The organism is Bradyrhizobium sp. USDA 4341, from assembly GCF_054063755.1.
This window is the reverse complement of the sequence record NZ_JBSSGO010000002.1, coordinates 5,893,511-5,908,971: the sequence shown is the minus strand read 5'-3', so window position 1 is coordinate 5,908,971 and position 15,461 is coordinate 5,893,511. Positions and strand designations below refer to the sequence as shown.

The following is a 15,461-nucleotide window of genomic DNA, read 5'->3' as shown; positions in this document are numbered from 1 at the left end:
ACATGCGTCGGCCACCGACGGAGGATTTTGCACGTGCATCCATCGCTTCAAAGCGCTTAGATTCGGCAACCCTGTTGCCTTTTGGGCAACGCCGCGCCATGGTCGCCGCATCATCTTTCGGATCGGTAACAATGCTGCACAGCCGCCTCCTGAGCTACATCGACGAGGTCGCGCGGACCGGGTCGATCCGCAAGGCGGCAAACCATCTCAACGTCGCGGCCTCCGCCATCAGTCGCCAGATCCTCGCCCTCGAAACGCAACTGGGTACCCCGATCTTCCAGCGTCTGCCGAAGAAGCTGATCCTGACCGCCGCGGGCGAAGTCCTGATCGGGCATATCCGGCAGACGCTGAAGGAGTTGACGCGGGCTCAGGCAAAGATCGAGGAACTCAAGGGACTGCGCCGCGGCGAGATTACGGTCGCGATGATGAGCGGGCTCGCCTCCAACCTCGTACCGGGCACGGTGAAGGAATTCCGCCTCGCCAACCCCCGCGTCAAGCTGAACCTGACGCTCTTCAATACCGGGACAGAGATCCAATCGGCGGTCGCTAACGGAGAGGCCGATCTCGGGATCGGCTTCGATTTCGCCAAAGATGCGAACCTGAAGTTGCTCGCGCGCGCGGTTGCCAAGCTCGGCGGGGTGATGGCCCCGGACCATCCATTGGCGAAACGCGCCAGTATTCGTCTCAACGACTGTGTCGACTATCCGATTATCATTGCCGACACCAGTAGCGCGATACGCCCCTACCTCGACGCCGCTTTCACCAGGGCCGCGCTGGATCTCCGGCCGATCATCGAGACAAATTCCATCGAGATCATGAGGCACGCCGCAATCCTGGACAACGGCATCACGTTCCTCACTCCGTTCGACATCGAGTTTGAACGCCGGGCGGGCCGGCTCGCTTACGTTCCGGTTCGCGAACTCACCAATGATGCCCAGGCGCTGATGCTGATCGGCCACGAGCGTGGCACCAGCGCCATTGCGAGTGTTCTCGCCGAGATGCTCAAGGCAATGATGCAGGATACAATCTTGTAGACCGACCACAGCGGTTTCGAGCGAAGCGGAGAGAACGCGTCCATCCGACAAGCTGGAGCTTCGGCGCAAGCTGATGCGCGACCGCATCGCGAACCCAACTCCCGATGCCTGGCCGTTATCGCGACCCCACCCCGACGTGCTTGCATAAATGGCCGCACGATTGAATATTCGCTGCACTGTTTGCAATGATCAGGACCATGCCGATGAGCGCCAAGCTGGAGCCGCGTCGACTGCACTATTTCATGGAGGTGCTCAATAGCGGCTCCGTGCGCGGCGCCGCAGGTGCGCTCGGCATGGATGCCTCGGCGGTCAGCCGGGCACTCGGCCTGCTCGAGAAGGAGTATGGCGCGCGCCTGCTCGAACGGCGAGGCCGCGGCGTTGCGCCGACCGACGCCGGCCAGCTGCTTGCCGCCTACCTGCACCGCCAGCAGGGCGAACGACAGGCACTGCTCGCGCAGATGGACAGCATCCGCAAGGTCGAGTCGGGTCATATCGATCTCGTGACGGGCGAAGGTTATGTCGACTGGCTGGCCAAGAGCTGCCTGTGTCGCTTCATGCAAACCCACCCGAAGATCACGATCAGCCTCGACATCGGGAGCACCGACCAGATCGTGCAGCAGGTCGTCGGAGAACGCGCGCATATCGGTGTCCTGTTCAATCCGCCTCGCGACGATCGACTGCGCTCGCATCATTCGCAGCCGCATCCGATCAGGGCCGTGGTGCCGCGCGGGCATCCACTGACCCAGCTCGGTCGGCCGCTCAAGCTCGCCGACCTCGCACCCTACCCGGGAGCCGCAATGCATCCGAATTTCGGCCTGCGCCAGCATGTCCAGGCCGCTGAGATCAGTGAAGGCGTCCGGCTCAATTTCGCGTTTACGACTGCCTCGTTCGATGCGCTCGCCCATTACGTGACCGCCGGACTTGGCTATGCGTTGGCGTCACGCCTTGCGATGACGGAGGCCGACGCCGCCAAGGTGGTGGCGCTGCCGATGAAGAACGCGCTGCTGCATCGTGGCCGCACCCACGTGGTCTCACGTCAGGGACGTACGTTGCCGCCCGCCGCGATGCAGCTGCTGCGGATGATGGTCGGCGAGATGCGATCACCGGGAAGCAGTGCGCGGTAGACTGAGGCAGGCCGTGCCTTTGCGACCTCAATCGCGACGCGTCGTTGCCGGAAACCAGATCGCGACCTGCGGAGGCGGTCGAAACGGCTTCCAGCTGCCCGTTGGCTGGGCGAGGCGATCGGCAATCACCCACAGCGCCGGCGCGTGAAAGCCAAGCCCGATATGCGTCGTGTTCACCTCGACGTTTTCGCGCTCCCCACCCTCCTGCTCCAGGCAGGCGCGCCACGCCACCACGCCATCGGTGCGGGTATAGATCGATGTTGTCGGCACGGGAATCGGTTGCGCGAGGCGACTGATCCGCTCGGCGGTCGGCGGCTCATATTTCTGTCCGGTCAGGAGCCGCCAGATCGCGCGGACATTGCTCGCACCCGGAGCCGCGAACGGACTGCCGAGCGTGATGACCATCCGCACCGCCGTGGGGATCTGCCGCGCAACCTCGCGCGCGATGATGCCGCCGCGGCTCCAGCCGACCAGACTGACCTTCGAGCCGCCCTGCTTTTCGAGTTCGATGACCCGAGCCGTCACGGCGGAGAGGTCCGCGTCCGGCGCGCGCACGTTGCGGCCGCGGCCCCATCCATGAACCTGATAACCGAGGAACTCGAGGAATGAGCGTATCGCCAACGTCGACCGGTCATCGGCGCCCAACCCGGGCAGAACCATCACCGGATGCCGCTGTCCCCGCGGCGCGGTCGCCAGAAGCGGCGCCGCCACGGCAAGAAGCGCCGGGATGTCGAGAAAGCCGCGCCCTTCCGCGGCAAGCAGCGCGAGCGAGGGTGGTTCGACGGTCTGCTCGTCACGTCCCATGAGCAACGTCCCTTGTTGATAGTCAAGAATAGCCCGGCAACGGTGCATCGCCGGCGAGCACGAGACGTCAGTTCGGCGGCGCGGCCTTTCCGAATACCCCGCCGATGGCCCGCAACAGCCAACTCGGCTGATACTTGATCCATTGGACCGCCAGCTCGTTGGCAAGTCCTGCGACATGCACCGGCTTTCCCGCCATGCAGGCGCGGTAGCCCTCCTGTGCGACGGTCTTCGCATCCATGATCATCATGCTCGGCATGTTGCCGAGATTGGTGCCATGGACCATTCCGGTGTCCGTCACGCCGGGACATAACGTCGTCAGCGTAATCTTGCTGCCGCTCAATTCCTGGGACAACGCCTCGCCGAATGACAGCACATAGGCCTTCGACGCGGCATAGACCGCAAGGTTTGGCACCGGCATGAACGCCGCGACTGACGCAACATTCAGGATCCGTCCACTGTTGCGCTCGAGCATCGGCGCGAGGAAGAGACGAGTCAATGCCGTCATGGCTACGACATTGACCTGCAGAAGCCGCAACTGGTCATCGAGGCCGATTGCGGCGACGCGTCCTTCGAGCAAAAGGCCGGCATTGTTCACCAAGAGGTCGACCCGCACGCCAGCGTCCTTCAGCGAATCGAACACCGCCTGCGGCGCCGACGGCTCGCTCAGATCGGCGGCAACGATGGTCACCTTGGTGCCGTGATCGGCCTTGAGCTCGCGGGCAAGCTCCTGCAGCTTGTCGCGGCTGCGCGCCAGCAGCACGAGGCTGAAGCGATTGGCCGCAAGCACGCGCGCGAGCTCGAGACCAATGCCGCCCGATGCGCCGGTCACCAGCGCGCATTGACCTTCATTTCCGCTCACCGACATGAGGCGCCTCCCTTCGCTGCCAGAACGGTTCTGCGCAATCCACGAACGGCGCGCGCAACAAGCCGCCGCCGCGCCAGACGACGTGCGTCGCGCCGCGCCAGCTCGGCAGGCGTGCCGGCGCACTTCCGGTCGGCAGCATATGTGCGGGAGAACCGTTCGATCGCCCGCAGCAGCGCCTGGGCCTGCTCGAATTGATCGGCCGTTTCGTTCACCTCACCAAGCGACCTGCGCAACGGCTCCAGCACCTCGATCCGCTCGAGATCGCCGGACAGTCGGGCTTGCGGATCGCGATTTTGCGTCGCCGGCATCACGTCACCGAACGATCTTGGCCGATCGCTCTGACGACGTCGAGGGCGACGGCCTCGACTGGCTGCAGTCCGTCGACGGTTCTGAGGATGTTCCGCGATCGATAGTAGTCGACCAGCGGCGCGGTCTGCTCGTTGTAGGCGTCGATGCGCAGCTTGAGCGTTTCGTGATTGTCGTCGGCGCGCACCGCGCCGCCCTGCTCTCGTGCTTCGCGGGCCCGTGCCTCGATCCGGTCCAGCAACACCGTCTCGTCGGCCTGGAGCTCGACGACATGGTCGATCGCAAGACCTTCGGTATCGAGCAGATCATCGAATCTGACCGCCTGTGCCATCGTCCGCGGGAAGCCGTCGAGCACAAAGCCACGCTCGGCATCCGCTTGCGAGATGCGTTCGATCACCGCGGCGATCACGAGCTGATCCGGAACGAGCCCACCACTCACCATGATATCCTTGACCTTCCGTCCGATGCCGGTGTCCGCGTCGACCGCAGCACGCAGCATGTCGCCCGTCGAAAGGTGCGGTATGTCGTACTCCTCGACCAGGCGCCTCGCCTGCGTTCCCTTGCCCGCACCGGGCGGCCCCAGCAGAACGATCCTCATCGCATGTGTCCCGATATTCGCTTGATCACCGGCAGCTTTCCGACGGAGCGTCGGGTAACCCGGCTCAGTGCGGGCCGGGCCGCTCGAATTGTCCTCACGCCATCGCCAGGCGCGCACTTGGGGCAGGCCGCATCGACAGCAGCAACAGCAATCCCGACAACACGTAGAGCGCCATCACGAAGTACATGCTGTAGATGTTGTCGCCGGTGCCTCGCACGATCAGTCCATTGATCGAAGGGCTGATCGCCGGACCGAGGTTGCCGAGACTGCTGATCAGCGCAAGCCCTCCGGCGGCGGCGCCGGTGGAAAGATATTCGCTGGTCAGCGCGAAGAACAGCGGCGTCGCCGACGCAATTCCGATCACCGCAAAGGACAACGCAAGGATGGATCCGACGAGGTTGCCTTGGAGCATCGTGGTGATGAACAAGCCGAACGCGGCGATCGCGACGCAGGCGGCATAGTGCCAGCGACGCTCGTGCCACTTGTCAGAGTGTCGGCCGATCAGGATCATGCCAATGACGCCGGCGGCATTCGGGATCGCAGCATAGACGCCGACAAGGAACAAATCCTTGACACCCCAACTCTGGATCAGGGTCGGCATCCAGAACACCATCGTGTAGGTCGCGCCGAGCAGGAGCAGATAGACGAACGACAGCACATAGACCTTGGGGTCCTTCAGCATCTGCCCGAACGTTCCCGAGGGCTCGCTCGCGATGTCCTTCTCATCGTGCCGGAAGGTGTCTTCGAGCAGGGCTTTCTCGTCCTTCGAGAGCCACGCGGCCTGCGCGGGCTTGTCCTCGAGCAAGGCGTAAACCAGGATGCCAAGAATCAGCGCCGGCAGACCCTGGACAAGGAACAGCCACTGCCAGCCATGAAGGCCGCCGGCACCGTCGAGGTATTTCAGGATCGAGCCGCACAGCGGGCCGGCGATCACAGACACGATCGTCGTCGCCGACATGAAGGTGGCGATCACCTGTCCCCGCCGCGCCGACGGATACCAATAGGTGAAGTACAGGATCACGCCGGGAAAGAAGCCGGCCTCGAACACACCGAGCAGGAACCGGACGAGATAGAACTGGAACGGTGTCGACACGAACATCATGGCGGCTGCCGCGAGCCCCCATAACACCATGATGCGCAGCAGGGTCTTGCGCGCGCCGATCCGCTCCAGGAGCAGGTTGCTCGGCACCTCGAACAGGAAATATCCGACGAAGAAGATGCCTGCACCGAGACCGTAGACCGCATCGTCGAACGGCAGCGTCTGCTTCATCTGCAGCTGTGCGTAGCCGATATTGATGCGGTCGAGATAAGCGATCATATAGGCGATCAACAAGAGCGGGATCAGGCGCCAATCGATCTTCGAGAACAGGGATTTGTGCGCCGGGCTTTCCAGTACCGACAGAGATCCCTTTGCGGCGGGTGGGTGCATCCTGGTGTCCTCCAATGTTCTTTTGATTCCGACGCCGAGCGGGAGACCGCGGTGGCGTCCCCAGCTCCGGCGATGTGACGCGTTGAAAGCCCGGGCGCCTAGCTGGCCCGGCTCGCCTTGTCGTTTGCGGCGGCCGGCGGCACCTCGTCTGTCTGGATGACCGTCACCGACGCCGCGGCCGCCGATGCCGCCTTCGATTGAGCCGTAGCCTGCGTTGTCAACTCGACGATCTCGGCCTCGACCGGCGGCAGGGCTTCGATCGCGCGCAAGGCCGCCCGGAGATGCTCGATCATCTCGTAGGACTCGTCCTGCGTGAGTACACGCCGGCATGCGGTCAGACCGAATTCGAGCAGGCCCGCATAGCTGTGCACCGTGATGTTCAGCGCGCTGCCGTGATAGGGGATCGAGACCGGGAAATAATGCACCATCCGTGCGCCGGCCATGTAGAGATTCTGCCCTGGTCCCGGCACATTGGAGATCAGCACGTTGCCCGCTGCCGGCATGCGGCTGGCGAGGTTGGAGCGGCCAAGCAGTGAGGCGAGCCCGGTCATCAGCCACGGCGAACCTGTGATCGGCACATCGACACCGAGCACCGGCTTGAGTTCGCGCACGACCGCCTTGGCCGCCTCGGATGACGCGTGGATCGCCTTGAAGCGGGTCGGCAGGTCATCGATATCGGTCGCCAGGTCGACGCGTACCGCCGAAACCTGGTTGTTCATCGCCTTGTCGCCTTCGGCACGCAGGCTAACCGGCACCATCGCGATCAGGGCCTCCTTGGGCAGCAGGCCGCGCTCGGCGAGGAAGCGTTGCAGCGCGATGCTGCACATCGCCATGACGATGGTGTTGACGGTACCGCCGACACGCTTGCCCAGGACCTTGATGTCGGCAAGCGGCAACGACATCGTACTGTAGGAGCGCTGATTGGTGATGGAGTCGTTGAACACCGTCTTCGGGGCCAACCCGAGGCTGAGCGAGCGCTCCCCCTTTTGCGACCGCTGGCTGGCCACCACGCTCGCGGCCGTGCCGAGCGCCTTGGCCGCCGTCGGCAGGAGCTCCGCGAGCTTGCGATATTGCTGGGCCGCGTTGTTGGCCGCCGCCTGCAATAGCTCGGTCACGCCGAGCTGGTATTGCGCGGCGGCGCGCTTGCGCCGTGGCGGCGGCACCTCGCGCATCTTGGGCGAGACATCATAGAGCACCTTGGCGAGTTCGACACCGGCCTTGCCGTCGACGCCGCTGTGATGCGCCTTGGTGTAGAACGCGACCTGGCCGTTCTCGAGGCCATCGATGACATACATCTCCCACAGCGGACGGCTGCGGTCGAGCAGCGAGGCGTGCAATCGCGCAACGAGTTGCTCAAGCTGCGCCATGGTGCCTGGCCGCCGCAAGGTGACGGTCCGCACATGATAATCGAGTTCGATATCATCGTCCTCGATCCAGACCGGTTCCGCGAGCTGAAAGGGCATCTGCGCCAGTTTGCGGTTCAGCAATGCCGAGAGATGGAGACGCTTGCCGAGCATCTCCTTGACATCCTCGTAGTAATCGCCCTGATAGCCCTCTGGGAGATCGAAGATCATGAGGCTGCCGACATGCATCGGCGTTTCCGGCGTTTCGAGATGCAGGAACGATGCATCCATGCTGCTGAGTTGATCCATTCTTCCCTCCCATGACGTTGTGACGGCGATCGCCGTCTTGATGACCGTATGCCGATATCTCGCGCGTCACGGTCATTGCATTGCGGTCGGACCTGACACCTCTCCGCCGCGGCCGATCCGGTTCACGCAGGCGCTCTCAGGCCCGCGCCCGGGCCGCGCGCTCTTCCTCGTCGTACAGCTCCTTCTTCGAAAGCTTGCCGACCGCGGTCTTCGGCAGTTCGGCGCGGATATCGAGCGCCTGCACCATCTCGTGCTTGCCGAGCTTGTCCTTCAGGAACGCCTGCAGCTCTTCGAGCTTGAACGGCTTGGCGTCCGCCTTCAGCTTGATGAACGCCTTCGGCGACTGGCCGCGATACTCGTCGCGGATGCCGATCACGGCGACCTCCTCGACCGCCGGATATTTGTAGATCGCCTCTTCGAGGACGCGCGGATACACATTGTATCCGCTGCACAGGAGCATGTCCTTGGTGCGGTCCACGATGAAGATAAAGCCATCCTCATCCATGTAGCCAACGTCGCCCGTGCGCAGGTAGCCGTCTGCGGTCGTCACCTCGGCGGTTGCGTCCGGCTTATTCCAGTAGCCCTTCATGACATTCGGGCCCTTGATGCAGATCTCGCCGCGCTCGCCGAGCGGAACATATCCGCTGCTGTCGTCAACGTTGAGGAACTTGATGACGATGCCGGGCATCGGCATGCCGCAGGAGCCGGCCTTGCGCATGGCCCCATGCTGCGCCGGCGTGTAGGTGCCGCTCGGCGAGGTCTCGGTCATGCCCCAGCCTTCACTCAAATTGCAGCCCGTGATCGAGGCGAATTGCTGCGCCACCTCGAGCGGCAACGGCGCGCCGCCGGATCCGCAATATTTCAGCGCGCGCAGGCTGTGCTTCGGCGTCTCCGGATGATTGATCAGCGCGGTGAACATGGTCGGCACTCCGCAGAAGACACTGACCGACTTCGTCGAGATTTCCTCGAGCGCGGCTTTCGGATCGAAACGGACGTGCTGGATGATCTCCGCGCCCATCAAGACGCCGAACAGTACATTCACGGAAAGCGCGTAGATGTGGAACGGTGGCAAGACAGCCAGGAAGCGCTCTTGCCCATCGACCAGCACCGGCGGCGAGCCGGCCGTGGTCGCCCGGTACTGCTGGCACGCGCTGGTCAGGTTGGCGTGGGTGAGCATCGCCCCCTTCGGCAACCCTGTCGTCCCGCCGGTGTATTGCAGCACGGCGATCGTCTCGCGCGGATCATCGATCGGATAGGCCCGGTAGGCTCCATCATTATGGGTCAGCTGGCCGAAGCTGATGTGATGATCGTCCCAGGCGACTTCGCTCAGCTGCTTGGCCGCCTTCATCTCGTTGACAACGGTGTCGGGGTCGGCCGTGATCTCGCCAAGCGAGCCGACCACCAGCTTCTTCAATCTTGTCTTGCCCAGCATCGCCGCCATCTGCGGATAGAGCGAAACCATGTCGAGCGTGATCAGGATATCGGTCTTGCTGTCCTCGATCTTGTGTTCGAGCACCTTGGCGGCGTCTAGCGGCGAGTAGTTGACCGCCGTGCCGCCTGCCTTGAGGATGCCGAAGAACGAGATGATGTAGTGCGGCGTGTTGGGCAGATAGAGGCCGACATGAACGCCCGGCTTCACGCCAAGGAGCTGCAGGCCCTTGGCCACGCGATCGGTGAGCCGCCCGAGCTCGGCATAGCTGATCCGCTTGCCCATGAAATCGATCGCGGGACGATCCGGCCATTTGGCGACGGCATCGCCCAATATCTTCTGCACGGGTCCGGCAGCGATCTCGATGTCCCAGCGTACGCCGTCGGGATAGGATCGGATCCAGGGCATGTCGTTCATGAGATCTCTCCCTTCTATGGTCTCTCGGATCAGACGGCGGTCACGCCGCCGTCGACCGCGATGGTCTGGCCAGTGATGAATGCACAGGCATCGGAGGCGAGGAGCGCGGCGACGCCCTTGAGATCTTCGGGGCCGCCCTCACGATTCATCGGCGCCATATGCGCGGTCGCGCTCTGGTCGAGCTGCGCGGTCATCTTGGTCGGGAAATAGCCCGGCGCGATCGCGTTGACGTTGATGCCGAGCGGCGCCCATTCATTGGCGAGCGTGCGGGTCAGGTTGACGACCGCGCCTTTGCTCGTGTTGTAGGCCAGCGTCGGCGTGCCTTCCGGATAGCAGCCGGTAAGGCCCTGGATCGACGCGATGTTGATCACCTTGCCGCTCCGCCGCGGCACCATGCAGCGGCGGCCGACCTCCTGGGTGGCGATGAAGATCGCAGTTACATTCAGGTTGATCACCTTGTTCCAGCCGTCGAGCGTATGCTCGATCGTGGCAGCACCCCAGGAAGTACCGGCATTGTTGACGAGGATGTCGACCGGGCCCAGCGCGGCCACGACCTGCTCGATCATCGGCGCGATTGTCTCCAGCCTGCCCATGTCGCAAACCACCGGAAGCGCCTCGATGCCAAGCCCTTTGAGGTGAGCAGCCGCGGCATCAAGCTCATCCCGCTTGCGCGCGGTGATCGCGACCTTGGCGCCGAGTTCGCCCAGCACCTCGGCGATCTGAAGACCGAGACCTCGCGATCCGCCCGTGACGAGCGCGACGCGACCTGTCAAGTCCTGCAACTTGGCCAGACTCATGGCTTTCCCCCGCTTGTTGGCGCCTCACACGCGCAGCACTACTTCGGCTGCAACAGCTTCTGAAGGTTCGTAAGGTTCTCCTGCATGCGCTCTTGCATGACCATCCAGGCGTTGTTGCGCGCCTGCGCCTCCATCTGCGACAGCTCGCGGAAATCCGCGACCGCCTTCTCGACCTGCTGCCTGGCGGTCTCCGTCTGCTTGGTCATGGCTTCACCGCTCGCGAAGCCCTTCATCGCCGCCTGCCACTGCGCGAGCGTCTCCTGCAGGATCTCGTTGCGCCGGCTGACCAGCGCCTGGATGCCTTCGTAAGCCTGCCGGTTCGCCTCCACCAACGCTTCGATGTCCTTGCGCTGCCACTCGACCAACGCGGCGACATCGAACCCGGGCAGCGCGAACTTCTCGGCCATTTTCTTCAGATCCCCGAGCCACGGCATCGCGCCCGTGCCACCTGCGTCGGATTGCCTGTCATCGGTCCCCATCGACGTCCTCCTTCTGGTGTTTGGCTGGCGGCGGCGAAACGCCGATCCTTGGACTACGCGTCAGGCCGCCGGCCAGCGCGGCCGAAACAGGGCGACGCTGTCATCGGCCCGATCCGGATCGGGGTAAACCATGCCGCGGAGACCGCTGCGGTCGAATGGCGACCATTCTTCCTCCCCGAGCGCGAGGCGGTCCGCAATCGCATAGAGCACGGCCGGATTGTGCCCGAGCCCGCAATGACTGCCTTCGACCTCGATGTTCTGCGTCCGGTCGGCATGCTGCTCGCGGCAACCCCACCACGAGACGATGCCGTCGGTGCGTGAGTAGATCGCCGTGCTCGGTACCGGCGGCGGCAACTTCATCATGTCCCTGTCGGGCCAGTCGTCGACCTGGCGCTCGCTCAGGATCTCGTAGAGACGCCAGGCATTGCTTGCCTTCGGCTCGTTGGCGAACGGGCTGCCAAGCGTGATCACCTGGCGGACCAGATCGGGTGCGCGCCGTGCAATCTCGCGGGCAAAGACGCCGCCGAGGCTCCAGCCGATCAGGCTGACCTTGCGCTTATATCGCTCGGCGAGCTCGGCCAGCCTTGCGTCCATGGCAGCCTCGACGCCGGGACGCGGTCCGCGATTGGGTCCGAGCTTCCAGCCATGTACCGCGTAACCTTGCGCCTTCAGGTAGGCGCGCAACGGTCGCGTCGAGATATCGCTGGCGGAGAGCCCCGGCAATACGAGGACCGGATGTCCGTCGCCGCGCGGCGCGCGGCGAAGCAGCGGGTAGCTTGCGAAGAACGCCTGCAGCTCCCAGATCCCACGCACCTCGAGCGCGAGCAGCAATTGCGACGGCGGCGCAGAGCGGTCGACGACCGTATTCATGCAGAATGTCCCCTCCCGAATCATGCAGCGTGTCCCGCACGACCCGACATTTTATGATTGCTGCCTCGCTCCGCGAGCGGCTCCGTGCGGACCCGATCGCGCAACCGCGCATCCTCTTGGTCTCAAAACGCTATCGAGCAGGTCAGACCCGTAAAAGGTGCAATTGGCCCGCTTGACCGGTTAGTTTGGGACATCCGCCAATAAATCTTGCGCCCCTGCTGCGATGCGTGATGCCCGGCGATCGCGGAAGTCCGAAGGGCTCTTGCCGGTCCAGCGGACAAAAGCGTGGCGGAAGTTCGCCGCGTCACTGTAGTCGAGCCGCGCGGCGATCTCGTCATTGGTCATTTGCGTGTTGCGCAGATAGCCGACGGCGAGCTGCATACGGACCTCGGAGACGATCTGCCGGTAGGTTTTCCGCTGCAGCTGTAGCCTGCGGCGGAACGTCCGCGGATGAATCGCGAGCTCCTCCGCCATTGTCTCGATACTCGGGAAGCGGCCGGGATGCTCGACGAGCCGTCGCCGGATGTCGGCGGCGAGGCCGTCGTCCCGCGCCACATGATCGAAAAGCTGATCATAGAATCGGCCTGCCATCGCCCTGGTCATCTCGTCGGGGCAGACCGCCGGATGGTCGATCCAGGCCGCGTCGAATTCCAGCGCGTTCCTGCACTGGTCGAACTCGACCGGACACTGGAAGATGCGATCGTAGGTCCGAGCGTGCGGCGGCGGCGCATAGGCGGCGCTCAGCTTCGAGAAGCGGAACGAGCTGCCATAGACGTCACGGCTCAGCGTCTGATAAGTCGCAAAGGCGAATTCAAGCGCGAACCGATAGACGTCATCGGCCGGATCGCGTGAGAGCAAAGGCTCGAGCAGACAGCTCACCGTATCGTCCTTGCGGGCAAGGTCGATGTCGGCGACCGTTCCGAGGATGCGACCATACTTGGCCGCGAAGTCGATGACTTCTGCCCGCGTCCGGCTGCTCAGCATGGCATAGCCATACATGCCGTAAGCCATGACATGCATTCGTTCTCCGGCGCGAAACGCGACCGACGGATCCCGCGACAGCCGCATCGCATTGCGAAAGACCGTCGCGACCTGCCGATAGGAGACGCGTACCGATGAATCCCTCAGGTCGGCACTCGTCAAATTGGCCCCGCCGAGCGCGCGTGACGCGGAGATCCCGTCCTCGGCCAGGACGTCCACCACCGCAGCGATCCGTTGCGGCGAATAGAGACACTGCAAGAGATTTGGTGACGGGTGATACACGAGCTTCCTCGTCCGCCTTGCGCGCCCGTTTCCGGTCCCGCAATCCGGGAGGGTAGTAAGCCGGACCAGGCAAGGGAAGGTTCGATTGGTCGCGTTTGGGGGTGAGTTCCGGACAAGACCGGCCAAAAGAAAGACCGCCGAGGGAGGGCGGTCCAGGTTGGGAGAACGCGATCGCGAGCGCAACCACGGCGCCAAGCTTACGCGCGCTTCGGCCGCGCAAAAGGTTCGATTGAACCAATTTGCCGGTGAACTACGGACAGAGCCGGCGAAGCGCCCCTTCGATATCTCGGGTTTTAAAGACCCGCGTCGCCCCGGAACTCGGATGGATTCCTGCCGGTCCAGCGCGAAAAGGCGTGGCGGAAGTTGGCCGCGTCGCTGTAGCCGAGGCGGCTCGCGATCTCCTCATTGGTCATGCGCGTCTTGCGCAGATACTCGATCGCGAGCCGCATGCGCACCTCCGCAAGCAGGCCGCGATATGAGGTTCCCTCCGCCTCGAGCCTGCGCCGCAGCGCGCGGGGATAGATGTCGAGCTGCTCGGCGATCGCCTCGATACTTGGATAACTGCCCGGCTGCTCGATCAAGATCCGGCGGATATCGGCAGCAACGCCGCCGGCGCGGTTCACCTCGCCGAGGATCTCCTCGCACATCTCGCGCGCCATGGCGTGGGTACGCGGATTTGCCAGCGTCCGCGGGCCGTCATTGCGTGCGTATTGGTATCCACAATGATGCTGATCGAACAGGACCGGGCATCCGAAAAGATCACGATACGCCGCTGTGGATGGCGGCGGTGCGTAGTCGAGCAGCACGCGCGAGAACCCGAAGCCCTGACCGGAGCGGTCGCGAATGGTCGTCAGATGCGCGGCCAGTGCGAACTCCACTGCGAAGCGATGCACGCTCTCGGTCGGATTCGGCCAGTGCATGGGCTGGAACGTCGCCACCACCGTCTCACCATCATAAGAGAGGCCGAAATCGCAGAACGGACCCACCACGCGGATGTATCGCGCTGCGAAGTCGCGGGCCGCCGCATGCGTTGCACTGCTCAGCAGCGCGTATCCGTACATGCCATAGGCGGTAACATGCATTCGCGCTCCGGAGCGCAGCGCGATGGCGGGGTCCCTTGCCAGCCGCAGCGCATTGCGGATCACCGTGTCGAGCTGTCGATAGGATATTCGCGTCGTATGAGACTCGAGCTGGCCGATCACAAGCCCGGTGCCCTCGAGAACCTCAGCTGGATCAATGCCCTGCTCGCGAAGCTCGGCCGCGATGGCCGCGATCGAATGCGGCGGGAATATTCGCTGCGCGAAGCTGGGCAGCATTCGGCTCGGCGATTGGCTTGCGTGCGAATCTTGCCTAGTCATTCCGATCGCATGTCCCTCGCATTCCGCGCGTTCCCGCTCCACGATTGATCTACCGCTCCAAACGTAAGCCCGATCACGCAGGCGACGCAATGATCGGGTACCCGCGCGCTGCGCGCCGCATTCCGCGTCCGGAAGTCACCCGGTCGGCGGTCCAATCGCACCTTTCTCCGCCTCGCGAGATCGCTAGGCTCGCGATGCCTTGCTCGACAACCGGCACGCAGCCGGAGGGCCCACACGGACCGCGGCAAGCGCCATCAAGGGAGGAGCGGATGCGACGGGAGGACATTCTCAAGCAGCTGACGACGCCAATCGGCGCCCAGGCATTTCCCCGCGGACCGTTTCGCTTCACCAACCGCGAATACCTCAACATCCTGTATCGCACCGACATCGAGGCGTTGCGCGCCGTCGTTCCCGAGCCGCTGGAGATCGACGATCCGCTGGTCCGCTGGGAGATCATGCGGATGCCCGACACCTCCGGTCTCGGCGACTACACCGAATGCGGCCAGGCAGTCCAGGTGCGCTTTGGCGACGAAAAGGGTGAGTACCTGCACGCGATGTACCTCGATAGCCTGCCGGCGCTGGCGTCCGGCCGCGAAATCAGCGGCTATCCCAAGGTGATCGGCAAGCCGAAGCTCTATATCGATTCCGACACGCTGGTCGGCACAATGGATTATGGCAGCCTGCGCGTGGCCACCGCGACGATGGGTTACAAGCACCGCGCGCTGGACCTCGAAAAGGCAAAGGCCGAGATCTGCGTACCGACCTTCATGCTGAAGATCCTGTGGACCTATGACAGTCCGAAGCCGGCGGGCGAGCCGCGCATCTGCGAGCTGCTGCGCTCCGAGATCACCGACATCACCGTTAAGGGCGCATGGACCGGCCCGGCCCGGCTGGAGCTGTTCGCCCACGCATTGGCCCCGATGGCCGATTTTCCGGTGCGCGAGATCGTCGCGTGCAGCCACATCATGACCGACTTGACGCTGTCCCGCGCCAAGCGCTGCCACAACTATCTCGATCAGCCGCGGTAAGCGGACAC

15 protein-coding genes are annotated in these 15,461 nt (G+C 63.8%); 3 read left to right on the top strand and 12 right to left on the bottom strand.

All coding sequences use genetic code 11. From position 1 onward, the window contains the following. The first annotated feature begins 2 nt into the window (after positions 1–2). On the top strand, positions 3–1,034 hold the full coding sequence (locus ACVIGB_RS34100; RefSeq protein ID WP_456749254.1) for a LysR family transcriptional regulator: 1,032 nt from the start codon (positions 3–5) through the stop codon (positions 1,032–1,034). Between the two features lie 203 nt (positions 1,035–1,237). Next, entirely contained in the window at positions 1,238–2,158 is a 921-nt protein-coding gene (locus ACVIGB_RS34095; RefSeq protein ID WP_456719365.1) for a LysR family transcriptional regulator, read from the top strand. Between the two features lie 27 nt (positions 2,159–2,185). Here the strand turns inward: ACVIGB_RS34095 and ACVIGB_RS34090 are convergent, their stop codons facing one another. From ACVIGB_RS34090 to ACVIGB_RS34035, 12 genes are all read right to left on the bottom strand, one after another. After that, the gene (locus ACVIGB_RS34090; protein WP_456719366.1) at positions 2,186–2,962 is read right to left on the bottom strand and encodes an esterase/lipase family protein; all 777 of its coding nucleotides are present in this window, start codon (positions 2,960–2,962) and stop codon (positions 2,186–2,188) included. A 67-nt stretch (positions 2,963–3,029) separates the two neighbouring features. Continuing rightward, positions 3,030–3,827, bottom strand: a complete 798-nt coding sequence (locus ACVIGB_RS34085) for an SDR family NAD(P)-dependent oxidoreductase (protein WP_456719367.1) — start codon at positions 3,825–3,827, stop codon at positions 3,030–3,032. Continuing rightward, on the bottom strand, positions 3,818–4,138 hold the full coding sequence (locus ACVIGB_RS34080; protein WP_456719368.1) for a hypothetical protein: 321 nt from the start codon (positions 4,136–4,138) through the stop codon (positions 3,818–3,820). The genes ACVIGB_RS34085 and ACVIGB_RS34080 overlap by 10 nt, the downstream gene beginning before the upstream one ends. Beyond that, on the bottom strand, positions 4,135–4,731 hold the full coding sequence (locus ACVIGB_RS34075; RefSeq protein ID WP_456719369.1) for an adenylate kinase: 597 nt from the start codon (positions 4,729–4,731) through the stop codon (positions 4,135–4,137). The genes ACVIGB_RS34080 and ACVIGB_RS34075 overlap by 4 nt, the downstream gene beginning before the upstream one ends. Before the next feature lie 94 nt (positions 4,732–4,825). Next, the gene (locus ACVIGB_RS34070; protein WP_456719370.1) at positions 4,826–6,160 is read right to left on the bottom strand and encodes an MFS transporter; all 1,335 of its coding nucleotides are present in this window, start codon (positions 6,158–6,160) and stop codon (positions 4,826–4,828) included. Between the two features lie 98 nt (positions 6,161–6,258). Next, on the bottom strand, positions 6,259–7,812 hold the full coding sequence (locus tag ACVIGB_RS34065; protein WP_456719371.1) for a WS/DGAT/MGAT family O-acyltransferase: 1,554 nt from the start codon (positions 7,810–7,812) through the stop codon (positions 6,259–6,261). Positions 7,813–7,948: 136 nt separating this feature from the next. Next, positions 7,949–9,658: a long-chain-fatty-acid--CoA ligase gene (locus ACVIGB_RS34060; protein WP_456719372.1), complete on the bottom strand. Its 1,710-nt coding sequence runs from the start codon at positions 9,656–9,658 to the stop codon at positions 7,949–7,951. A 29-nt stretch (positions 9,659–9,687) separates the two neighbouring features. Beyond that, positions 9,688–10,455, bottom strand: a complete 768-nt coding sequence (locus ACVIGB_RS34055; protein ID WP_092122178.1) for an SDR family oxidoreductase — start codon at positions 10,453–10,455, stop codon at positions 9,688–9,690. 38 nt (positions 10,456–10,493) lie between these two features. Continuing rightward, entirely contained in the window at positions 10,494–10,934 is a 441-nt protein-coding gene (gene phaP, locus ACVIGB_RS34050) for a TIGR01841 family phasin (protein ID WP_456719373.1), read from the bottom strand. A 60-nt stretch (positions 10,935–10,994) separates the two neighbouring features. Then, a complete protein-coding gene (locus ACVIGB_RS34045; RefSeq protein ID WP_092122169.1) occupies positions 10,995–11,804 on the bottom strand; it encodes an esterase/lipase family protein in 810 nt (269 codons plus the stop codon). Between the two features lie 180 nt (positions 11,805–11,984). Continuing rightward, positions 11,985–13,067, bottom strand: a complete 1,083-nt coding sequence (locus ACVIGB_RS34040; RefSeq protein ID WP_456719374.1) for an AraC family transcriptional regulator — start codon at positions 13,065–13,067, stop codon at positions 11,985–11,987. A gap of 293 nt (positions 13,068–13,360) precedes the next feature. Continuing rightward, entirely contained in the window at positions 13,361–14,383 is a 1,023-nt protein-coding gene (locus ACVIGB_RS34035) for an AraC family transcriptional regulator (RefSeq protein WP_456719375.1), read from the bottom strand. A 311-nt stretch (positions 14,384–14,694) separates the two neighbouring features. Between ACVIGB_RS34035 and ACVIGB_RS34030 the strand changes: the two genes are divergently transcribed. Next, the gene (locus tag ACVIGB_RS34030) at positions 14,695–15,453 is read left to right on the top strand and encodes an acetoacetate decarboxylase (protein WP_456719376.1); all 759 of its coding nucleotides are present in this window, start codon (positions 14,695–14,697) and stop codon (positions 15,451–15,453) included. The last annotated feature ends 8 nt before the right edge of the window (positions 15,454–15,461 follow it).